Source organism: Sphingobacterium sp. SGR-19, from assembly GCF_011043555.1.
GTDB lineage: Bacteria > Bacteroidota > Bacteroidia > Sphingobacteriales > Sphingobacteriaceae > Sphingobacterium.
The window spans coordinates 206,311-229,941 of sequence record NZ_JAAKGS010000003.1; the positions used below are offsets into that span (position 1 = coordinate 206,311).

General features: G+C 41.8%; 18 protein-coding genes. 13 read left to right on the forward strand and 5 right to left on the reverse strand.

Annotation, left to right across the window (positions count from 1 at the left end; all coding sequences use genetic code 11):
- Positions 1–4 precede the first annotated feature (4 nt).
- Both G5B43_RS08415 and G5B43_RS08420 read right to left on the reverse strand, forming a co-directional pair.
- Positions 5–3,400: a DUF1080 domain-containing protein gene (locus tag G5B43_RS08415; RefSeq protein WP_165294294.1), complete on the reverse strand. Its 3,396-nt coding sequence runs from the start codon at positions 3,398–3,400 to the stop codon at positions 5–7.
- A gap of 16 nt (positions 3,401–3,416) precedes the next feature.
- Entirely contained in the window at positions 3,417–4,685 is a 1,269-nt protein-coding gene (locus G5B43_RS08420) for a Gfo/Idh/MocA family oxidoreductase (RefSeq protein WP_165294295.1), read from the reverse strand.
- Between the two features lie 281 nt (positions 4,686–4,966).
- Here G5B43_RS08420 and G5B43_RS08425 point away from each other — a divergent pair, with 281 nt between their 5' ends.
- Positions 4,967–6,226, forward strand: coding sequence for an ROK family protein (locus tag G5B43_RS08425; protein ID WP_206367289.1), 1,260 nt, complete (start codon positions 4,967–4,969; stop codon positions 6,224–6,226).
- A gap of 2 nt (positions 6,227–6,228) precedes the next feature.
- On the opposite strand, the gene G5B43_RS08430 is transcribed toward G5B43_RS08425, so the two are convergent.
- The gene (locus G5B43_RS08430) at positions 6,229–6,993 is read right to left on the reverse strand and encodes a DeoR/GlpR family DNA-binding transcription regulator (RefSeq protein ID WP_165294296.1); all 765 of its coding nucleotides are present in this window, start codon (positions 6,991–6,993) and stop codon (positions 6,229–6,231) included.
- 124 nt (positions 6,994–7,117) lie between these two features.
- On the opposite strand from G5B43_RS08430, the gene G5B43_RS08435 reads away from it, so the two are divergent.
- The 12 genes from G5B43_RS08435 to G5B43_RS08490 all read left to right on the forward strand — a co-directional run bounded on the left by G5B43_RS08435 (position 7,118) and on the right by G5B43_RS08490 (position 21,207).
- The gene (locus G5B43_RS08435) at positions 7,118–8,722 is read left to right on the forward strand and encodes a glycerol-3-phosphate dehydrogenase/oxidase (RefSeq protein WP_165294297.1); all 1,605 of its coding nucleotides are present in this window, start codon (positions 7,118–7,120) and stop codon (positions 8,720–8,722) included.
- Between the two features lie 20 nt (positions 8,723–8,742).
- Positions 8,743–10,239 carry a glycerol kinase GlpK gene (gene glpK, locus G5B43_RS08440; protein ID WP_165294298.1) on the forward strand — a complete coding sequence of 499 codons (1,497 nt, stop codon included), beginning with the start codon at positions 8,743–8,745 and terminating at the stop codon, positions 10,237–10,239.
- A gap of 25 nt (positions 10,240–10,264) precedes the next feature.
- Positions 10,265–10,999, forward strand: coding sequence for an MIP/aquaporin family protein (locus tag G5B43_RS08445; RefSeq protein WP_165294299.1), 735 nt, complete (start codon positions 10,265–10,267; stop codon positions 10,997–10,999).
- A 38-nt stretch (positions 11,000–11,037) separates the two neighbouring features.
- A complete protein-coding gene (locus tag G5B43_RS08450) occupies positions 11,038–11,967 on the forward strand; it encodes a glycerophosphodiester phosphodiesterase family protein (protein WP_165294300.1) in 930 nt (309 codons plus the stop codon).
- A 44-nt stretch (positions 11,968–12,011) separates the two neighbouring features.
- Complete coding sequence (gene glpT / locus G5B43_RS08455) at positions 12,012–13,349, forward strand: glycerol-3-phosphate transporter (RefSeq protein ID WP_165294301.1); 1,338 nt, start codon at positions 12,012–12,014, stop codon at positions 13,347–13,349.
- Positions 13,350–13,597: 248 nt separating this feature from the next.
- Entirely contained in the window at positions 13,598–14,770 is a 1,173-nt protein-coding gene (locus G5B43_RS08460; RefSeq protein WP_165294302.1) for a cysteine desulfurase family protein, read from the forward strand.
- Positions 14,771–14,885: 115 nt separating this feature from the next.
- Positions 14,886–15,212 carry a HesB/IscA family protein gene (locus G5B43_RS08465; RefSeq protein ID WP_165294481.1) on the forward strand — a complete coding sequence of 109 codons (327 nt, stop codon included), beginning with the start codon at positions 14,886–14,888 and terminating at the stop codon, positions 15,210–15,212.
- Positions 15,213–15,384: 172 nt separating this feature from the next.
- Positions 15,385–16,389, forward strand: coding sequence for an aspartate--ammonia ligase (gene asnA / locus G5B43_RS08470; protein WP_165294303.1), 1,005 nt, complete (start codon positions 15,385–15,387; stop codon positions 16,387–16,389).
- 96 nt (positions 16,390–16,485) lie between these two features.
- Positions 16,486–17,685, forward strand: coding sequence for an enoyl-ACP reductase FabV (gene fabV, locus G5B43_RS08475; protein ID WP_165294304.1), 1,200 nt, complete (start codon positions 16,486–16,488; stop codon positions 17,683–17,685).
- 265 nt (positions 17,686–17,950) lie between these two features.
- Entirely contained in the window at positions 17,951–18,670 is a 720-nt protein-coding gene (locus G5B43_RS08480; RefSeq protein WP_165294305.1) for a TetR/AcrR family transcriptional regulator, read from the forward strand.
- Between the two features lie 71 nt (positions 18,671–18,741).
- Positions 18,742–20,772: a M3 family metallopeptidase gene (locus tag G5B43_RS08485; protein ID WP_165294306.1), complete on the forward strand. Its 2,031-nt coding sequence runs from the start codon at positions 18,742–18,744 to the stop codon at positions 20,770–20,772.
- A 96-nt stretch (positions 20,773–20,868) separates the two neighbouring features.
- Positions 20,869–21,207, forward strand: a complete 339-nt coding sequence (locus G5B43_RS08490; protein ID WP_165294307.1) for a DUF2853 family protein — start codon at positions 20,869–20,871, stop codon at positions 21,205–21,207.
- A 75-nt stretch (positions 21,208–21,282) separates the two neighbouring features.
- On the opposite strand, the gene G5B43_RS08495 is transcribed toward G5B43_RS08490, so the two are convergent.
- Both G5B43_RS08495 and G5B43_RS08500 read right to left on the reverse strand, forming a co-directional pair.
- Entirely contained in the window at positions 21,283–23,199 is a 1,917-nt protein-coding gene (locus G5B43_RS08495; protein ID WP_165294308.1) for a cation acetate symporter, read from the reverse strand.
- Positions 23,196–23,498, reverse strand: coding sequence for a DUF485 domain-containing protein (locus G5B43_RS08500; protein WP_165294309.1), 303 nt, complete (start codon positions 23,496–23,498; stop codon positions 23,196–23,198). The genes G5B43_RS08495 and G5B43_RS08500 overlap by 4 nt, the downstream gene beginning before the upstream one ends.
- Positions 23,499–23,631: the final 133 nt, after the last annotated feature.

Consider the following 23,631-nt stretch of genomic DNA (forward strand, 5'->3'; position numbering starts at 1 on the left):
TTCACTAAAGACTCTTCACCCGTATATTTCTGAAGAAAACTTCTGAACCATGTCCTAGAAAACCAATATGCCCCGATTTTTTGCTTAACCCAGGATGTTTCTTGCCATCCAAGGTTCCATTTTTTGAAGCTTCCGCAAGATCACCATCTAGAATAACCACACCGTTAAGTGTTACTTTGATCTTATCGCCTTGCACACGGATCTCTTGTTCATTCCATTCGCCGATCGGCTTCATACCTTCGCGTTTCGCAGGAATAATACCATAGGCGGAACCATGATATTGATATTCTTTCAGATTTTTGTAAATCTCTGCATCATTATCTAAAATCTGTATTTCCGTACCTGCATAGGCTGCATCTCCTTCTAATGGCGTACGGATACCTACCCCATTATTGGCACCAGGCGTCAATTTAAATTCAAAACGGTACACAAAATCGTCGTATTCATTTTTCGTATAAAGGTTCTTACCAAACTTGGCATCCGGATTTGCTCTGATATAACCTTCCGGTGTTACTTCGTAAGCCGGCGTTTCTGTCCACTTATCGAGATCATTACCATCGAATAACATCTCAAAGCCCTCTTTCTTTTCTTCCTCACTCAACGTATATGTTTCTTTACGCGCGAGCTCTTTTACATATATATCCCGGTACCACACTTGTGATCCATGTGCTTGGAGTTCGATCTGTTCAACTGGAAAAATAGATTGGTTGCGATCCCAATAGTTTTCAAGTGTTACATTGTCTACAACTAATTCACCGTTTAACCATACCCATACTTTCTCACCCACCATGCGGATTTTAAATGTGTTCCATTCGCCCAGCGCATTATCGACAACTTTCAATGGTGTGGATGGATATTTTTTATTGTTGTATAGACCACCGGATCCGACTTGCGCACCTACATTCGTACGTGCGATATCCCATATCTGCACCTGTGGAGTACCGCGAAGATAAACGCCTGCATCCGGCTCTTTCCCGTTAGGATCCAGTTTCCAATCCACCAGCATCTCAAAATCACCATATTGCTTTACCGTCGCGATATTATCACCCTCTCCCGAGAAAACGAGTTCACCCTTAACCGCTCTCCAACTATCACGCATTTTCTTATCGGCTACAGCTTGCTTTTGCTCCAATTCTTTTGGAGACATTGCTGCACGCTTGATAGGATTCTCAACAAGACCTTTCCAACCTGTAAGATCCGTACCATTAAAGATAGACCGATAGCCTTCTCCTGCCGGCATTTCCGTTAGGTGACGGACGATGGCTTCCCGTAAGTAAGAACTCTCACTGCCAGACAGATTCTCCATTGCTTTATTCAAGATATTACGGACATCTGTTCCAATAAAATTATAACTGTCCGTAGCAATATTGATTGCCGTATTTGTCGCAGCACCCGTCAAGTCCTTATCATCCATATACCTTGCAGCAAACATCAGCGCCTGATAAGTACCTGTTGCCTGCAAGCTACTTAATACGGTGCGCTTTTGTGCGGTGCTTTCTGCCAGCTCAAACGCATCTTTTAACAGCAACGTTTTCTGCACATTGGTATGTTCACTCGCGTTAATATGCTTAACCAAACCGTTGAAAATTGCACCAAAATGTTCGTTGACGCGTTCAGACCTAGATAATTCGATCAGCATAGGCAAAGCCTCTGGGTCAGACCAATTCGCAAGCGCGAGAACAGCTGAATTTTTGAGTTCATTATTTTTCAAGAAGCCTTTGACTGTTTTCAAGGATTCCTTGCCGCCCACACCTGCAAATACAGGGAAAAGTTTTGCAGAAGCCGGTGTAGGGTTTCTTGAAGTTTCCACCGCTAACTGATTTATTTTCGCGTCCTTGTCACTACGCGCGTTTAAGGCAATGACCAATGCCTCTTGTACATAACGGGCATCACTTTCTGACATACTAGCCAATACATTAACCAATGCATCTACATGGTCGGGATTTACCACATTTGGCAGCGCTTTCAATGCCGCTACTTTCACATGGTTATCACTAGCCGTTAATAATGGTAGAACGACTTTCGACGAGTTCGCATTCGTGCGCGTGGCCAGAACTTTCAGCAACGCCAACTTCGTTTTTGTATCTGCGCCTGCAATGGCGTTGTTAATTTTTTCAACGACTTCTGTATCTTTTGAAGATAGTAGCAATGCTTCGATAGCTTGCGTCGTCGTCTCATCAGCATTTGGTAACTCCGAAATCAGGTAATCTGTACTACCATCACTGGATAGTTTAGAAAGCGTATTTAAGCCGGCAATTTTTGCCCTTGTATACTTTAAATTGCCCAGTGATTTTTTGATATCTGGCACGAGTGCCTCCGTACCTTCCGCTGCCAGGTAGTTGAGGATACTCTCCTGCACCTCTGGCGAAGATTTCCGCAATGTCCCGATCAGCTTTTTGGTATCTGCATCTGTTCCATTTTCCGCCAAAAGATCCGATGCCGCCGCACGATACAACGGATCGTTGCTCAACGCCGCTTTCATCAATTGCTTACGCGTTTTTGCCGGGTTTGCTTTTGTCAATAGCGTCAACGCGCCGACCTGTAATGTTGGCGCTTCCGCTTTTGCAGCCTCTTTAGCAATAATATTGGCGATAGCAATAGCTTGCTTTTGCTGTCCTTCATCCAATAAGTTATTGGCATAATCCAATGTCAGCCCGCCAATATTGGTTTTATCAAATTGATAATTAACTCCTTTTAGCTTTGCCAAAAACACCGGAGCCGATTTCGTACCGGCAATTTTACTCAATGCAGTATAAGCGTTGCGTTGGTAATTCTCAGACGTATATTTTGCTAATGTAGCAATGATAGCCTCTTCGTCACTTTTTGAGCGCAGATCGCCCAAGGCGCCTACGATAGCTGTTGTCGTTTTTTCAGAAGCCGACGACGCTAAGGCATTCGACAACGCCTGCGCTGCTTCCGGCGTACGGATACCGTTTAATGCCATCGCCGCTTTATCGACAAGATATTCATCTTTCAAGTACGGAACGAGCACATCGATTGCTTCATTTTTCGAAGCCTGTCTCATCAATTGTAACACAAAGCCTTTATTGTCCTTGTCTTGCAATCTTTCCAACGCCAATATCAATCCTTTAGAAAAGATTTCGCGTTGCGCCTCCATACCCGGCTGCATCACGTAAAAGGAATAGGAATTAGCCGCATATTCTGTTGCGGCATTATTTCCGCCTTGCGGTTTTAGCCCTGTAAGCAGATTCGCCACATCCTCTGCCGTGAAGTTTTGGAGTTCCTTCATGGCAGCTGTAAATTTGTTTATTTCTTCAGCCGGTTGCTGCGCCAACACGTCCGCAATTTTCGTTGCTGAAGTCCTGTTTGCCGGTTGCTGTGCATACGCCGCAACCTGTATAAGCAAAAGTGCTGATAATGTATTAAATACTTTCTTCATTTTTCAATAGGTTAATTTAGATAATCCAAGGACCACGCATAGGTTGATCAATTAATCTGTTTGCTGCTTCATCATCCACAAACGCTTGTTTCGCGGAATCGAATTTCAGCGTCCGGTTTAAGCGTAGGGCTGCCAATCCTAAATTAACCAATGTGGCTGAATAATAACCGTTTTGTTCATTCAACGCGAATTTTTGTCTTGTCCGGCAGGCTTCTACAAAATCAGTCATCTGCGGAGCAGGATCTGGGTATTGCGCCAATTTTCGCTCCATATCGGGGATATCGGATACGAATCCTTTATACAATTTTCCCTTCGGTCCTTCAATATAGGCCAATCCTTCCTCCGTACCTGCGCCATCCAATACAATCTGGCATCCGTCAGCATAAGTATAGGTAATTTTTCGCCAGGTTCCCACAGCATCCGAATGCTGTTGTGGTGCATCCACTTCAATCGTTATAGGACTTTCTTCGTCTTTGCCCAGAAAATATTGAACAGGATCGAGATAGTGCTGCCCCATATCACCTAATCCACCCCCGTCGTAATCCCAATATCCACGGAATGTCGTATGCACACGGTGCGTACTATAAGGTTTATGCGGAGCCGGTCCTAACCACATTTCGTAATCCAATTCTTTGGGAACCTGTTCTACGGGCAGATTCTCGCGTCCAACCCAATAAAACTTCCAGTCAAACCCCGTGTGCTTGCTGATCGTGACTTTTAACGGCCATCCCAGCATACCAGTATCGACTAATTTTTTGATTTTTTTGACGGGCACATTCATCCCATAGAAGTTAGCATCAAAGCGGAACCAGGTATTTAATCTAAAAATATTCCCATGTTGTGCTACCGCTTCTTTTACTTTTTTGCCTTCCCCAATCGTACGCGTCATCGGCTTTTCACACCAGATATCCTTACCTGAGCGGGCAGCTTCTACCGCCATGATACCATGCCAATGTGGCGGTGTCGCAATATGTACAATATCTACTTCGGGGTTTTGGATCAATTCGCGGAAGTCGTGATGTTCTGTCACTCCTCCACCAAGGGCTTTTTGTGCTATTGCTAAGTGTCTGGTATCTACATCACAAATGGCTACTGTTTTTGTACCAGCATATTTGAAATGCCCTCTTCCCATGGATCCGACACCGATTACTCCTTTGGTTAAATGGTCACTGGGTGCAAGAAAACCTTTACCGCCGAGCACGTGTCTGGGCACAATGGTAAAAGCTGCCGCACCAATCAACGTCTTCTTCAGAAAATTACGTCTTGATGTTTTATTTTCACTCATGCTTGTTTATTGATTAAATTAGGTTTTAAATATTCTTTATGATTTGAGATTCTACTATTATATTTTGGATTCTCCAATTTCATTACGTCGATATTAACGATAACTCCTTGTCACCTTTTATTCTCCCAACCTATTCTTAAAAGCCAAATTATACTATTTTTCCCACTAAAACAAAAACATAAATTATATTTTTCAAAAAAATTACTTGATTAATATAAAATTTAGAAATAAAAATTATCTTTATTAAAAATTTCAAAGAATAGCAGTTTTAATTATATCAGATGTCATTAGCCGATCCTATACTTGGTACCATTCATCAAAGCATTGTTGACATGGGGAATGTCGACCGAAAAAAATATGCTCAAAAAATCAATTTAATAAAACAGTTATATGAAAATGGCCCGTCCTCTATACTAGAATTATTTACAAAACTTGGTATAAGCCATCCCACGTGCCAAAATCTGATGACGGAACTTACCGATCTCGATCTGATAGAAAAAAAAGGGAAGGGTGTATCTGTCGGCGGAAGAAAACCGGATCTCTATGGATTGAAGGATAGCGCTTACTATGTCGTGAGCATAGACATGGAGCGATTTCACGTACGAGCCGCTATTTTTGACAACAACAACAATAATGTTAGCGGCATTAGACAACTACCGCTTTCCATTTCCAAAGATATATCCGTCCTCCATACGATTCGAGATTTTATTGATGCGCTGATCCAGGATTCGGACATTGATACCAACAAAATACTTGGAATCGGAATGAGTATGCCTGGCCTGATCAGTAGTGAGGAATACATCAACTATACCTATCTCTCGGAAGGAAATTTTAACTTGAGAGAGAACCTCGAACAAGTGTTTCCTTATCCGGTATTTATTGAAAACGACGTTAAATCGGCTACCATTGCCGAATCTCGTCACGGATTGGCCAAAGACCGGAAAGACGCACTGGTCGTCTTGTTGGATTGGGGAATTGGTTTGGGCATTATTATGGATGGAAAAGTTAGAAAGGGAGCCAAAGGATTTTCCGGTGAGATCGGCCACATGCCTTTTGTGGAAGACGGCGCTTTATGCTACTGCGGCAAGCGAGGATGCCTGGAGACCGTAGCTTCCGGAATCGCCCTTGCCAGAATGGTAAAAGAAGGCATCAAGTCGGGACAACACTCTTTACTAAACCGCTTATCCGGGCAGGAAATCAATGAGATAGAGCCGCATATCGTTATCGAAGCCGCTAATCAGGGTGACCAATTTGCGATAAGCATGTTGTCCAAACTAGGAAACAGCTTGGGCAAAGGTATTGCCACCCTTATACAGCTGTTCAATCCGGAAGTAATCATACTCGGCGGGAAAATTGCAGAGGCCAAGCAATACATTACTATTCCCATTATCCAGTCGATCAACACATATAGTATGGCAAAGATTCGAGAAGACACGAAAGTCACACTCTCGGAATTACGGCGCGATGCAAGTCTAATGGGAAACATCAGCATTGTCATCGACGGCATACTGGAAGCACAGATACGGAAAGCAAATAGCTAAGCTTATCCTCCACATGTTTTATGTTCAATCCCTAGATTGTCACATAATTGTTGGTATTTGGCAGGTATACTATCGCTGATAATCATATCTACTTTGGACAATGAAGAAATCTTGCCCAAACTCTTTCTATCAAACTTAGAAGCGTCTGCCAAAACAATAACCTTATGCGCAGATTCCATCATTCTGCGATTCAAAAGGGCTTCTTGCGCATTTGTTGTGGTAATCCCGAACTCTGCATCAATACCATCCACACCAAGGAACAACTTAGAGCAAAAAAAGTCACCTAATAAATCTTCCGCGTAACGTCCAGTAATAGACGAAGATGTCTTTCTTACCGGTCCTCCCAATTGTATGATATCCACACTTTCGTGTTTGATAAGCTCCATCGTTACATTAATCGCAGATGTGATCACCGTTAGTCGTTCTTGCGGTACAATCTCCTTTGCAAAATACTGCATAGTGGTACCCGAGGCAATAATAATGGAATCGTTAGGTTCCACGAACCTAGCTGCCGCTACTCCAATGCATTTCTTAGCTTCTGAATGTAAAAGCGCCTTTTCATTTATAGAACGATCTTTTTGATACGGGTTCACATTGGTTGCTCCACCGTGGGTGCGAAAGACCATGCCTTCATCTTCTAAAAATTGTAAATCCTTACGGATAGTAACGGAAGAGACTTTCAGTTCTTCACATAGATCAACTACAGAAACATGGCCATTTTTTTCAATCTGTTTGATTATAAACTGATGGCGTTCGACGTTATTCATAGCTCCAAGATACGCATTCCATTCGAATAGCAAATCAAAATTCAAAAAAATTTCAAAAAGTTTCGTTTGTTTACGTTTTTTACTAATTTTACAACACACAAAGAAATCAACGAAACGAATCAAAATGATTTTCACACGAACCGAAGCTATAAAAACAATAAAAAACGATAGCGCATGGGATATTGCCATCATTGGTGGCGGAGCAACGGGATTGGGTATTGCGTTAGATGCCGCCGCTCGAGGCTACAAAACGCTTTTAATAGAAAAGTATGACTTTGCTAAAGGCACGTCAAGTAAAAGCACGAAGTTGGTTCATGGCGGTGTACGTTATTTAGCGAATGGAGATATCAAGCTCGTGTATTCAGCCTTGAAAGAACGTGGTTTGATTTTTCAGAACGCACCCCACGTTTCTTTCGTACAGAGCTTCGTCATTCCCTCCTACAGCATATTCAACAAATTAAAGTTCCTTATCGGTCTTAAATTATACGATTGGATGGCGGGTAGCTTACGAATTGGTAAATCCTCCCTGTTAAGCAAAAAGGAAGTAGTAGAAAAGCTTCCTAAAGTAAAGACCAGAGGCTTACGTGGTGGGATACAATATTTTGATGGGCAATTTGATGACGCCCGCCTAGCCATAAATCTTGCTCAAACAGCTACCGAATACGGCGCCGTAACACTCAATTATGCAGAGGCAACAGCTATCCGAAAAGATGCCAGCGGAAAAGTAAACGGGCTTTCTTTCCTAGATAGAGAAAGCGGAACAGTATATGAGGTACAGGCTAAGGCAGTTATCAACGCTACGGGAATTTTCGTAGATGATATTCTTAAATTGGATACGCCCACACATAAAAATCTTGTACGCCCAAGCCAGGGTGCGCATATTGTCATTGACCAAAAGTTTTTAGGTAACCAAGATGCGCTTATGATACCGGAGACAAGTGATGGACGTGTTCTCTTCGGCGTTCCGTGGCATGGAAAAGTTTTATTGGGGACAACCGATACCCCGCTAAACGAGCACCAAATTGAACCCCGACCACTGGAAGAAGAAATAGAATTTATCCTTACGACAGCCGACGAATATTTGGAAAATGCTCCTACCCGGGCAGACATACGAAGTGTCTTTGCTGGACTAAGGCCACTGGCTGCACCTACAAACGGCGATAGCAACAGTACGAAAGAAATTTCCAGAGATCATAAGCTCATCAAAAGCGAATCGGGGCTCATCACCATCACGGGGGGTAAATGGACAACCTATCGGAAAATGGGAGAAGAAACCGTCGATTTAGCGATTAAAACGGGAAAACTTCCTGATAATCCCTGCAAGACCAACCATCTTCCATTACACGGATATACGAAAGACAAACATCCGGGACACTGGCAAGTGTACGGTTCCGATATGATCGCTATCCAAAAATTGATGGATAATAATCCCTCCCTTGCGGAAAAAATACATAAGGATCATGATTTTACAGTTGCCGAGGTTATCTGGGCGTGTAAAAATGAGATGATTGTAAAAGTGGAAGATTTTCTTGCCAGACGGATTCGACTGTTGTTATTGGATGCACAGGCTTCCTTAGAAGCTGCTCCGCTGGTCGCTAAAATCATGGCAGAACAATTGGACAAAGACAACGAATGGATAAATAGAGAGCTCACAGATTATGAACTCTTAGTAAAAAATTATACATTGTATCCCGAAATAAGCAACCATAGTAATCCCACGTTGGGATAAGCCTTAAACATGTTATTCGAATGAAGAAAGAATTTATTTTAGCGCTAGACCAAGGTACTACAAGTTCCAGGGCAATCCTTTTCAATAAGAAGGGTGAAATTGAAAACATCGCCCAAAAGGAGTTTACACAGATATTTCCCCAGTCGGGGTGGGTTGAACATGATGCGCGGGAAATATGGTCATCACAGCTTAGTGTATTAACGGAAGTTATTGCGAAAGCCAAAATAAAATTAGAGTCTATCAAAGCCATAGGTATTACGAATCAGCGCGAGACCACGGTTGTTTGGAACCGAAAAACCGGCGAACCGATACACAACGCTATTGTTTGGCAAGACAGACGTACTGCAGCCTATTGCCAATCGATTGTAAAAAAAGGCTTGGCCCAAACCATACAAGAGAAAACCGGTCTTTTGATTGATGCTTATTTCTCAGCGTCGAAAATCAATTGGATCCTTACTCATGTTAAAGGAGCACGTAAATTAGCCGAAAAGGGCGAATTGGCTTTTGGCACAATAGATTCCTGGCTTGTTTATAACTTAACCGATGGTGGAAAACATATTACAGATGTCACCAACGCATCGCGTACGCTGCTCTTCAATATCCATACGTTAGCGTGGGACGAGGAACTGTTAGATATTTTTGATATTCCCGCATCCATGTTGCCTACCGTATGTGATAGTTCTGAAATATATGGAGAAACCAGCACAACGTTAGGTGCCCGGCCGATTCCTATTGCCGGTATTGCCGGCGATCAACAAGCTGCTTTGTTTGGCCAATTGTGCACGCAAAAGGGCATGGCAAAAAACACCTACGGAACGGGCTGCTTCTTGCTGATGAATATCGGCAAAAAACCGGTGATCTCCACGCATAAATTGGTAACAACAGTCGCGTGGAAAATTGGCAAAGAGGTCAACTATGCATTAGAGGGCAGTATTTTCATCGGAGGAGCTGTTGTTCAATGGTTACGCGACGAATTGGGAATTATCAAAAAAGCAAGTGACGTTGAGCAATTAGCCATGAGTGTAGAGAGTACGGACGGCGTTTACCTCGTTCCGGCATTTTCGGGGTTGGGCGCACCACACTGGAATCCAGACGCTAGAGGAACACTTCTTGGATTATCTCGTGGTTCGAATGATGCTCATATTGCACGAGCTGCATTGGAAAGCATTGCTTATCAAACCTATGATATACTAAAAGCGATGGAATTGGATGCTAAGTCAAAAATCCGTGAGCTTCGGGTAGATGGCGGTGCCACACAAAACAGTTTCCTCATGCAGTTTCAAGCTGACATTTTAAAGACCAATGTCATTCGTCCGGCCATCACAGAAACTACAGCTATGGGTGCCGCATTTCTGGCAGGTTTAGCGGTCGGTTTCTGGAAAGATATTGACCAGCTGCAAACTTTATGGCAAGAAGAAAGGACATTTGTTGCCGATACGAAAAAGAAATACCAACAGCTGCTCCGCCAGTGGAAAAGAGCTACAGATACCGTAAAATTCTGGGCAGACAATAAATAAGATAGCTAATTTTAATCGCATTATTATGACACCTTTTTTGGCAGAATTAATTGGTACAGCTTCCATGATTTTATTGGGGGGAGGCGTTGTGGCAAATGTCGTGTTGAAAGACACAAAAGGCAATAACGGCGGATGGATAGTTATCACAACCGCCTGGGCGATGGCCGTATTTGTAGGAGTGACTATAGCGGGCCCGTATAGTGGCGCACACCTGAATTGGGCCGTTACCGTCGCGAACCTTGCCCTTGGCAAACTGGATTTAATAACTTCTTTATCTTATATGGCAGCGCAGCTCCTCGGGGCGATGGTAGGCGCTTTTATCGTATGGGTAGTATATAAAGACCATTTCTCCCGAACAGACGATGCAGGGACGAAGCAGGCGGTATTCTGTACCGCCCCGGCAATCCGAAATCTGCCTATTAACCTTATCAGTGAAATTGTCGGTACGTTCGTTCTTATATTCACGATTTTGCATTTCACGGATGCATCGCTCGGAGGGACAGATGAGAGCACTCCTATCGGTTTAGGTTCTATAGGCGCTATCCCAGTTGCTTTTCTGGTATGGGTTATTGGTCTCTCATTAGGTGGAACAACGGGCTATGCCATAAATCCAGCCCGCGATTTGGGCCCACGTATCATGCATGCTGCATTACCTATCCGAAATAAAGCATCTTTTGATGCAGCTTACGCTTGGGTACCTATAGTAGGTCCTATTATAGGGGCGCTCATAGCCACTACCATGTATGTTGCCATTTATTAGTACACAACATACCAGCATCCATCTAATGATTTATCAGAATGACTATAAAAAAACGATATTTCAAGACAACCCTAACTATAGGTACACTTATTTTACTTAACGCTTGCGGTTCTTTGTCTTCATTAAATAAACAAAAACTCGATATCGATACTTTTCCTACGTTCTCTTATGAGGGACATCGGGGCGCACGTGGTCTTTATCCGGAAAATTCTATTGGTGCCATGAAAACAGCGATAGACTTACCAAAGGTTACGACACTGGAAATGGATTGCCACATCACGAAAGATAATAAAGTGGTCGTGTATCACGACCATTATTTAAATCCCAAATTTGTCCAATACACAGATGGAAGACCTCTATCAGGGAAAGATAATAAGGGAATCATATACGATTATAATTATGCTGAATTGGCAAAATTTGATATTGGCAGTAAGTTTTACGAAGATTTCCCAGAACAAAAGAAAATCCCTACTTCCATTGCATTATTATCCGACCTTATCGATGAGGCAGAAATCTACGCGAAAGATAAGAGAAACACGCCGATCTTTTACAACATCGAGACGAAAAGCAAAGAAGGAAAAGATGGCGAATATCATCCTAATCCGCAAGAATTTTCCGACTTGCTATTACAAGTTATTGCTGATAAGGGAATAGCCGCCAGAACAGTCATACAATCCTTTGATAAACGCACTATTCAATACATCAATAGAGTCTACCCGCAGATAAAAACATCCTATCTGGTTGGAAGCGGGAATAAGAAATCAATAAAAGAACTTGTAGACGAACTTGGTTATACGCCATTCATCATTAGTCCGCATTATTCATTGGCTACGCCTAGCTTGGTCAGAGATGCGCATAAAGCTGGCATCAAGGTCGTTCCTTGGACGGTAAATGACAAAAAAGAAATAGAAAAATTGGAGGCTCTCCGAGTGGATGGTATTATTAGCGACTACCCTAATTTGTTTTAGTTTTATCGACCGTATTTACGACTCTATCACGTTATCAAATCCATATGTTTAGTATTTTCAAACCAGCGGCACACAAACCTCAATTACCAGCCGATAAAATAGACGCCGAATATAAGAGGTTACGGCTGCAAGTTTTCATCGGTATATTTATAGGGTATGCTGCTTATTATTTCGTTCGTAAGAATTTTTCGTTTGCTGTCAAGGACTTGCAGGATTCGTTGGGTTATAGCAAAGCTGAGCTAGGTTTTGCGATGTCGGCCATATCGATCGCTTATGGTCTGAGCAAATTTCTTATGGGTAATGTTTCCGATCGGAGCAATGCTCGATATTTCCTGGCAACAGGGCTAATTCTTTCGGCTTTGACCATGATCTTTATGGGCTTTTCGCCTTTTGCGACATCGTCTATAGGAATCATATTTGCCCTTCTGTTTGTCAACGGTTGGGTACAAGGTATGGGTTGGCCTGCCTGCGGTCGCGTGGTGGTGCACTGGTATTCGATCAAGGAGCGGGGTACCGCCATGTCTATCTGGAATCTTGCACATAATGTTGGCGGTTTTTTAGTGGGTCCATTGGCTATCTTGGGTGTCGAATTATTTATGGATTGGCAAGCGCGTCTTTATTTTCCGGGTTTAGCGGCAATACTCGTTGCTTTAATATCCATATTGTTAGTACGCGATACTCCTCAATCTCGTGGCCTTCCTCCTATTGAGGAACATAATAACGATTACCCCAAAACGTATGACAAGTCGCAGGAGAAAGAATTTAGTGCGAAAGATATCTTTTTTAAATATGTCTTTAACAACAAAATGTTATGGTTTATCGCTATCGCCAATGCTTTTGTCTATTTAGTACGCAACGGAATTATCAACTGGGCACCTACTTATTTGCAGGAGGCCAAACATTTTACGGCATCCGAAGCTACGTGGTCTGCCTCCATCTACGAACTAGCAGCCATACCAGGCACTATCCTGTGTGGATTGATGAGCGATAAGATATTCAAGGGACGTCGTGCTCCTGTCACGATTATCTATATGACAGTTACGTTCCTGGCGGTACTCCTTTATTGGTTAACTCCGGGGGAAACGGCTTGGCTTGTAAATGGTTCCTTATGGGCTATCGGCTTTCTGATTTATGGACCGGTTATGCTCATTGGGGTACAGGCACTGGACTTAGTCCCTAAAAAAGCGGCGGGTACCGCCGCCGGATTAACAGGATTGTTCGGCTATTTTATCGGCGACCTGTTGGCTAATGCTGCTCTTGGCGCTGTTGTAGACCACAGCGGATGGAACGCAAGCTTTGAAATTGTATTATTATCCTGTGGACTGGCAATTCTGTTTACCGCCTTTACCTGGAACAGGGAGAAGGTTCTTTTACTGCGATAAAAACGTTTTATTGGGCTGTTTGTTTATTTATGTATTAGAGTCCAAACAGAAAATGTCATGGCAAAAAGTATTTTTCGTCTTTTGAACAAATTTAACAAAGCGGTTTTACCTAAATTATCTGGAAAAGACCCCAGTAAATTGAGTAAATGGGAACAAGCATTACTTGCTTACCGTTATTACATTCTCACACGCTCGCTAGATTGAGATTTCACTATATAGAAACGAACCTTTTGCTTATCTTTAACACGATGTCATGGATATACCTAGATAATAACGCCACCACTAAAATAGATCCGCTGGTGTTGGATGCGATGCTTCCTTTCTTACAGGAGTCTTACGGGAACCCCTCCGCCGTACAGCACCGAATCGGGCGTGAAGCCAACCAGGCCGTAGCGTTGGCACGTGAACAAATCGCGCAGAAGTTTCATGTAAAGGAGAGTGAAATTTTCTTTAATTCTGGTGCAACAGAAGGTATCAACACGGTGCTTCGAGGAATTGCCTATGCTTATGCTCGAAAAGGAAAACATATCATTACTTGTCAAACGGAACACAAAGCCGTCTTGACAACTTGTGCCCAATTAGAACGGAACGGTATGGAAATAACATATCTGCCCGTTGATCATAATGGCGTAATAGATTTACAGATGCTGCGGGACAACGTACGCTCGGACACTATTTTGGTATGCATCATGGCGGCTAACAATGAATCGGGTGCCGTACACCCTATCCCGGAAATTGCACAAATATGTCAAGAGAAAGACGTATTGTTTTTCTGCGATGCGACACAGCTGGTTGGCAAACAGGACATAGATTTACAACAGATTCCCATTGATATCCTGACCTTTAGTGCACATAAGTTCCATGGTCCCAAAGGTATAGGTGCACTATATGTACGTCGCAAACGTAAACCGATACAGATCCCCCCGTTAATATCAGGTGGACAGCAAGAAAATAGCTTTCGTGGCGGAACATTAAATGTTCCAAATATTGTAGGTTGTGGGAAGGCACTGGAAATGTCAAATGCCCATCCGCAGATCGTACAATACAGGGACGAGCTGGAAAAACAAATCAAGCTTCGAATTCCAGAAGTCATTATTCATAGCGAACAGGCTCCGCGGTTACACAACACCAGCTTTATAGCTTTGCGACATATTAAAGCAGCCGAAATCATGGCTGCCCTCCCCCATATTGCACTCTCTTCGGGTTCTGCTTGTACCTCTGGTTTATTGGATCCATCACATGTCCTAAAAGCGATGGGTGTTAGCGATGATGACGCCTATGCCAGTGTCCGTTTTAGCTTGAGTAAATTCACTACGAAAGCGGATGTAGAACAAACAGTGGATGATTTAGTCAAGGCAGTTCAACGGCTGCGCACTACCTCCCCTATTTGGCAACTTTTTAAAGATGGGTCGATAGAATGATGATTATAGCAAATGTATTTACATTTTTTTTGACATTCCTTCGACCGCCAATAATTGGAAGTAAAAAAAAGAATAACGATTTTTGTATATTCAATAAGAAAAAACGATGAACGAATTGGTAACAATCACAGATAAAGCAAAGCAACGCATCGAGCAGATTATGGAACAGGAGAGTTACGACCTGAGTTACTTTGTTCGCGTTGCAGTGGAAAGCGGCGGATGTTCTGGTCTTTCCTACAAACTATCGTTTGATAATGAAGAGAAAAAGGGAGATCAGTTTTGCGAGGACAAAGGTATTAGAATCTGTTTAGACATAAAATCTTACCTCTATTTAGCAGGAACAGAGCTGGATTACTCGGACGGACTTGAAGGTAAAGGGTTTGAGTTTCACAATCCGAACGCATCGCGCACGTGCGCATGTGGCGAAAGTTTCTCCGTATAAGCCTATTCTTCAGGATATTATTAAAAGGGAGTTGTTCAAACAACTCCCTTTTTAGTAATATTTTCAAAACATCATTTGTTTTGTTAATAAAACCTTTATTTTTGCTTATAAAATTTAAAAAAATATCAATCTTTAATAACTGGATTATGATATTTTGAGCGCTAACATTTTTATGGGACGTAACTTATTAAAAACAGAACAAGCTATCACCTTTGTTAAGGACATTTTTTCGCAGAAACTAGTTCAGGTATTAAATCTCATCCCTGTTTCCTCGCCATTGGTTGTATTGGACGGAACAGGTATCAATGATGATCTCAACGGCATCGAACGCCCCGTAGGATTTCCTATTAAATCATTAAACGAACAGCGTGCTGTTGTCGTACATTCCTTAGCGAAATGGAAAAGAGTACGATTAACAGAATTGGAAATACAGCCTGGAGAAGGTATACTGACCGATATGCGTGCTTTACGGCCAGATGAAGACTATAGCCCCATTCACTCTATCTATGTAGACCAATGGGACTGGGAAAAACACATCGATAGTGAGAATCGTACGTTGCCTTATCTAAAAGACACTGTATTAAAAATTTATCAAGCACTTTATGAAACAGAACAAGAAGTAGCGCAACGGTATCCGGAGAAACAAGCTGTGCTTCCTAAAGATATTCATTTCATTGCTTCCGAAGAACTCTTAGCAAAATATCCTCACTTAACACCTAAGGAGCGAGAAAACGCTATTGCCAAAGAGTACGGTGCCGTCTTTATCTATGGTATCGGAGGCGAGCTTAGTAACGGATTTCCACATGACGGGCGTGCGGCTGACTATGATGATTGGAGTACCGATAACGAAAATGGGAATAAGGGCTTGAATGGTGACATATTAGTATGGAATCCTATTCTATATACTGCGTTCGAACTTTCCTCAATGGGTATTCGGGTTGATAAGAAAGCTTTATTGCACCAACTAGAGCGCAGAGGCAGTCTGGAACGTGCAACACTCCCTTTTCATACGATGTTATTAAACGATCTGCTTCCTCCATCTATCGGTGGCGGTATTGGCCAATCGCGTGTTTGCATGTTCATGCTTAAAAAAGCACATATCGGCGAAGTGCAAGTAAGTATATGGGATAATGAACAACGAACTATATTAGCTTCGCAAAATATCAATTTGCTGTAATTATCTTCGGAGTTCGTAATACAAATCAAGGTCTCATGTCTATAGCTAATTATTGTTATATTTGCGCTATTATTTGAAATAGAATAGAAAAACGATATGATTATACAACCACGTGTAAGAGGTTTTATCTGCTTAACCTCGCACCCGGAAGGAACTGCCCAACATGTTAAGCAACAGATAGACCATGTAAAATCCAAGGGCAAAATAAACAACGGTCCTAAAAAAGTTTTAGTAATCGGTGCTTCCACCGGTTTTGGCTTGGCTTCCCGTATTACTGCGGCCTTTGGTTCAGACGCTGCCACAATTGGTGTCTTTTTTGAAAAACCCGCTGCTCCAGGTAAGCCAGGCACCGCTGGCTGGTATAATACAGCTGCCTTTGAAAACCAAGCACATGCTGCTGGACTTTATGCAAAAAGCATCAATGGCGATGCCTTTTCTGATGAAATCAAAAAGCAGACAATCGACTTGATCAAAGAAGACCTCGGACAGGTGGATTTGGTCGTATATTCATTAGCTTCCCCGCGTCGTACCCATCCTATAACAGGTGTAGCGCATACATCAGTTTTAAAACCTATTGAACAAGCTTTTACGGATAAAACGGTGGATTTTCACTCTGGTGTTGTTTCCGATATTTCCATCCAACCGATCGAAAGCGAAGAAGATATCCATAACACAATCGCTGTTATGGGGGGCGAAGATTGGAAGTTCTGGATAAAGCAACTGAAAGAAGCGGGTGTATTGGCTGACGGTGTAAAAACGGTTGCTTATTCGTATATTGGACCGGAACTTACTTATCCAATTTATAGAAACGGTACAATTGGCCGGGCGAAAGACGATCTAGAAGGGACCGTGCCGGTTCTCAACGATTTGCTAAAGGATATAGGAGGTATTAGTTATGTTTCCGTAAATAAGGCACTGGTAACACAATCTAGTTCTGCAATTCCAGTTGTTCCACTTTACATCTCCTTGCTCTATAAAGTCATGAAAGAGAAAGGTATACACGAAGGTACTATCGAACAAATGCAACGGCTATTTGCTGATCGTCTTTATGCTAATGGCGAAACTCCTTTAGACGAAAAAGGACGTATCCGAGTAGATGATTGGGAAATGCGGAAAGATGTACAGACGGAAGTGGCGAAACTATGGAATGAAATTACCACAGAAAATTTGGATCAGCTATCCGATATAGCGGGCTACCGTAATGACTTCTTTAACCTGTTCGGTTTTAATTTTGACACTATAGACTATAATAAAGACACGAACGAAGTTGTCAAAATACCTAGCATAAAAGAATAAATAGGTTTTATTAGATAAATAAAAAGGCAGTAGGTAAAATATTCTACTGCCTTTTTTTTATACGGCTATTTTCTCTTGATATCTTTTTCAATAGAAGAAATAAATCGAGAATTAACCTATCATATAACAGACAAATGATTGCAATAACACCTTAATAAACAAGTAAAAAAGAAAATAAAAAAGAATTTGGCGCTCTTGATATTTCCAATTTAATTAGTCAACTTTACAAGATATAGATAATAACAGATAAAAAGAAAAGCATATCATGGCGAGAAAGAAAAATAAAGCTGCTGAAGCGTCAGAAATTTTACCGGAAAAAAAGCCACGTAAAATTGTAGCCGGCCCGATACGAGATAAAGAACGAACAAAACGTAGATTAATAGCAACAGTAGGTAAAGTGTTGCAAAAATACACCTATGCAGGGCTTACTATTACCAATATAGCGAAAGAGTCTGGATTGAATCCCAAGCTTATATATCTTTATTTCGGAAACTTGGACGGGTTAATAGAGGAATATATTCTAGAAAAAGATTTTTGGGCAGGAAAACTTAGGACGCAAATTACGGAGTTTGCAGAAAATCCAAAACCGGTCAGCGCACAAGATACCAACGATTTATTCCAGTTACAGTTCGACTCGTTCCTAAAAGACAAGTCCATGCAACGTATTATCCATTGGGAAATGGGGGTTAAAAACAAATTATTACGAAAAATAGCTGAGGATCGGGAAGAAGTAGGTAAAAGTGCCCTCGACCTTATTTCAGCACAATTTGAGGATACGGATGTGGATATCCAAGCCACTTTAGCCATTGTCCTCGGCGGAATTTATTACCTGACCCTGCATGCTAAAAACAACGGAAGCACGGTCAGTGGCATTGACATTAACGAGGACGAAGGTCGGGAACGTATCGAAAGGACAATCGAAAGATTGATCTTTAGAGACTTTGAAGATGCCAAAAAGAAAAAGACCTCAAAAGGAAAAAAATAGAACGTAATCAAGCATTGTTGAAATAGATAGGGGGTACTATGATACCCCTATTTTTTTTGTAATTTTGCTGTATGTCTATATTAAACCAAAAATTTAATACGTTGCATGATACGGCACCGTTTTCACAAATAAAAAACGACGATTATCTACCGGCATTTGACGCCGCCATCGAAAAGGCAGAAGTAGAAATCGCAGCCATCATCTCCAACCCGGATACACCTACTTTCGAGAATACCATAGCGGCAATGGCCTATTCTGGCATGGAACTAGACCGCATTTCTAATATATTTTTTAATTTACATTCCGCCGAAACGAACGATGAGCTCGACAAAATAGCCCAAGAGATCGCTCCAAAGCTATCCAAGCTTGCTAACGATATCACGTTGAATCCACAATTATTCGAACGGATAAAAGTGACATACGATCAAAAAAACACACTTTCGTTAAACGCCGAGCAGCTAACTTTATTACAAAAATCTTATCGCGATTTTGTTAGAAACGGCGCCTTATTGAATGAACAAAAGAAGGAAACATTACGTCAAATAGATGCGGAGCTCGCGGTATTAAAGCTACAATTTGGAGAAAATGTATTGGCTGAGACGAATGCATATCAACTACACATTACGGATGAGGGGGATCTAGCTGGCCTACCCGAAGGCACTATCGAAGCGGCGCGAGGGCTCGCCGAAGCACAGGATAAAGCAGGCTGGATATTCACATTAGACTATCCAAGTTACATTCCCTTCGTAACTTATGCGGACAACCGGTCGCTTCGTCGCGAAATTACTATTGCTGCCGGACGTAAAGCTTTTCAGGATAATGAATACAACAATGGAGAAAACATCCTTAAAATTGTGCGTTTGCGTTTCCAACGTGCCCAATTGCTAGGTTATGATACGCATGCCCATTTCGTGCTGGAAGAGCGTATGGCACAGCATCCCTCAAGCGTGGAAGCATTCTTAAATGATTTGTTGTATAAAGCAAGGCCCGCCGCGGAACAAGAGTTTCGGGATCTAAGTATCTTTGCGAACAAACTACACGGAATAGAACAACTTGAAAAATGGGATACGACGTATTATAGTGAGAAGTTGAAGCAAGAAAGATTTGATTTAGACGACGAGTTGCTAAAACCCTATTTTCAGCTTGAAAATGTACTGGATGGCGTTTTTATCGTAGCCCAGAAGCTTTACGGTCTACACTTTCATGAAGTGCAAGACATCGATAAATACCACGAAGAGGTACGTACGTTTGAGGTTACAGATGATAGCAAGCGCTTAATTGCTATATTCTACACTGATTTCTTTCCAAGAAAAGGTAAACGTAACGGCGCTTGGATGACATCTTTTAAATCACAATATCGCAAAGACGGCCAAGATGAACGTCCCCATATATCGATTGTATGCAATTTTACACGTCCGACAGCCACAAAACCTTCTCTCTTGACTTTTAATGAGGTTACTACACTCTTCCATGAATTCGGTCACGCCCTGCACGGTATGTTGGCCGATACAATCTACCCTAACCTGTCAGGAACTTCTGTCTTTTGGGATTTTGTGGAATTACCCAGTCAGATCATGGAAAATTGGTGTTATGAAAAAGAGGCACTTGAGATTTTTGCCAAACATTATCAAACCGGAGAAACTTTACCGATGGAACTTATTGATAAAATCAAGGCATCGGCTTCGTTTATGGAAGGGATGGCGACTTTGCGTCAATTGGGCTTTGGGCTATTGGATATGGGTTGGCACGCACAAGACCCAACGAGTATCGACAATATCAAATCGTTTGAAAATAGATGTTTTATTTCGACGCAATTGCTACCTGACGTTGAAGAAAACGCCATGAGTCCATCATTTTCACATATATTCAATGGCGGATACTCTTCAGGCTATTACAGTTATAAATGGGCTGAAGTATTAGATGCTGATGCGTTTGCTTATTTCCAAGAAAAAGGCATTTTTAACAAAATGGTTGCCGACAAATTTAAGAAAAATATTCTTTCTAGAGGAGGTGTCGAACACCCCATGGCGCTTTATAAGCGGTTTCGTGGCAAGGAACCCAATGTAGACGCATTACTGAAGCGAGCGGGGCTAATAGAATAATCGCTACAAATCTAGTTTAAAAATCACTTTCTTTTTTTAATACGGGAAATAGTCTTTAATTTTAATTAGCAATCATTATTTCTTAAAAATATATTTATGAGCAAATTAGAAGAAAAAATCGCCGCTTATGTGGCGGAAGCTAAAAAACTAAACCTTTCTCTTGATGAAAAATTAATCGCTGCTGTAGCTAAAGGGTTAGGCCCGTCCATTTATAATGCGGATGCTGAAACCATCGCCGCCTCCGATAAAGCAGAGCTTGATCGTATAAAGACCAACTTTTTAGCGAAAAAGTTAGGGTTAGCAGATGGTCCGGCATTGGACATTGCTTTGGAAGAAGTTATCGAGCAGGTTGGAAAATCGAACAGGAATAAATATCGGGTTATCGTCTATGCGTTGCTCGTTAAGAAGTTCAAAAAGGAAAGTGTATATTCTTAAGCAAGGTAGGTAGATCAACATTAAAAAAAGCTCGATCCTATTTAAAGAATCGAGCTTTTTAATGCTATGTTTGTCCTAGGTAACCGCGACGTTTCGTTTAGGATACCACAAAGACACCAAATAGACTGTCAATACGGCGAGCGGGAAAGAAATCAATGCTGGATTTTCCAGTTGATGCGGCGCATTTGTTGAACCCAATCCATATTTATCCCACATTGTGGGCGAAGTAAGAATAATCAACAAAGACGATACAATGCCCACAATGATCGATGCCGCTATTCCCTTTTCCGAAGTTTTCTTCCAAAAAAGTAAAAAAAGGATAGCTGGTAAATTCGCTGATGCAGCGATAGCAAACGCCCACCCTACTAAAAAAGAAACATTGATTCCTTTGAATGCCATGCCCAGCAGGATAGCAAAAATTCCGACTGCAAAAGCAGCAAACTTTCCGACTTGAACTTTTCTATGGTCACTCATATTTCGCTTTAGATATACATCAATGAAATCATGCGCTATTGCACCTGAAGAGGCCACAATCAATCCGGCTACCGTCCCCAATACCGTAGCAAACGCCACTGCAGAGATAATCGAAAACAGTACAGCACCAAATGCACGCGCCAATAATGGAGCAGCCATATTACTTGACTCTACATCCAAAACGCCATTCACGGCCGCCCCAAGTCCCATAAATAAGGTAAGAATATAAAAACCTCCAATGGCAGCGATCGCTAGGATGGTCGATTTCCTGGCGTCACGTGGTGTTTTAACAGTATAATAACGGATAAGGATATGCGGTAGTGCAGCCGTTCCTAAAAACAATGCAAGCATCAAGGACATGAAATCCAGTTTGCTCCACAAATTTGCATCACGGCCGATCTTGTATTTGAGACCAGGAAGCATAAAAGACTGACCCGTCGTAGGTTCCTGATAATAAAGCGAAACCTGATTCGACCCATCCGCAAATTTTACTTGCTTGAATCGGACAATCTCACTCTCTTGCAGTGTCGATAGAAATTCGAATGGGCCGACTGGACCTGTTTTTTGTACTTCCTGCCCATTTACTACAATCTTGCTCATATGTCCTACCTGATAAAATCGACGATTTTCCTTAGGCTCTCCGTTGTACAATGCTTGTCCATTGGCCTGTTGCGTAACAGTCAACGTTTCTTTCAACGACGATCCGTTTTGGTCTTTCGTCCAGTCAAACCATCGTTCAACCCCGTTTTGCGTAAGCTTAACAAATGTTTTATCTCCAATGGTCTGCTGTCCAACAACGTTCCAGCCGGACACAGCTATCACCTTATCATTTTCAACTTGTTGTGGCGTCAGTTCTATAAATGTGTAGTGACTACTGCTACCTTTAAAATCGGGTGTTAGCGTTAATCCATTTTTCAAAATAAAAAACGTAAGCACCACCGAAAGTACGATTAGCAAACCACCTTTTAAGAATTGTACGTAGGTCGTGGAAGCCATACCAGCACTAGCAACAATGATGATCACGATTGCCCCTACCAACAGCACACCTGTCCAATGTGGCATACCTAGAAGAGGCATCACCAAATCACCAGCCCCCACCATCTGTGGAATGAGATAGAAAACCGATACGATCAACGTACTGATAGACGCTGATAGCGTTATTGCACGTGAATTAAATTTGGCATTCAACGCGTCCGTAAAGGTATATTTCCCTAGGCGTTTAAAAGGTTCGGCAATGAGAAACAGCGCAACTATCCATCCCGCTAAAAAACCGATAGCGTACAAAAATCCGTCAAAACCTGATATAGCTATCATTCCACATATTCCCAGAAAAGACGCCGCCGACAAATAATCGCCTGCAAAGGCAATTCCGTTGACTCCCCAGTGAATTTGTCCACCTGCAGCATAATAAGAAGAGGACGAACGCGTTTTTCTTCCAAAATAAAAAGAAAGTCCCACTACCAGCCCCACAAAAATAAAAAAGAATATAAGTGCCGTGTACGAAATTTCGTAAATCATACAGCACCTCCCTCTTCTATCTCATTAGATTGTTCAGCATCCGCCTCGTCTTCGTATTTCGTACAATAGTAGTTATACACTACTCCGAGAATAACAGCAAATACAATAAGGCCAATCCCATATGCTAACGCCAAATTAAGCCCCCAAAGTACTTGAAAAGCTAATAATTCGTACTGGAATACACCAATCAGCACAAAACCAGCATAGCAAATAAGGTAAATGAAAAATAAGCGTATACCTAAGGCAGATTTTCGCTTGGTCAGACTTTCTTTTTCTGTAGACGTGTTGTTAACGTGCATAATATTTTTTTGGAACGGTTTATGAATTGAAACATCGGCTGCATAATTATACTATGCAGCCGACACACATAAACAAATGTAACTAAAAACAGGAAAAGTTTATATATTTTTTGAAATTAAAATATGGTTATGT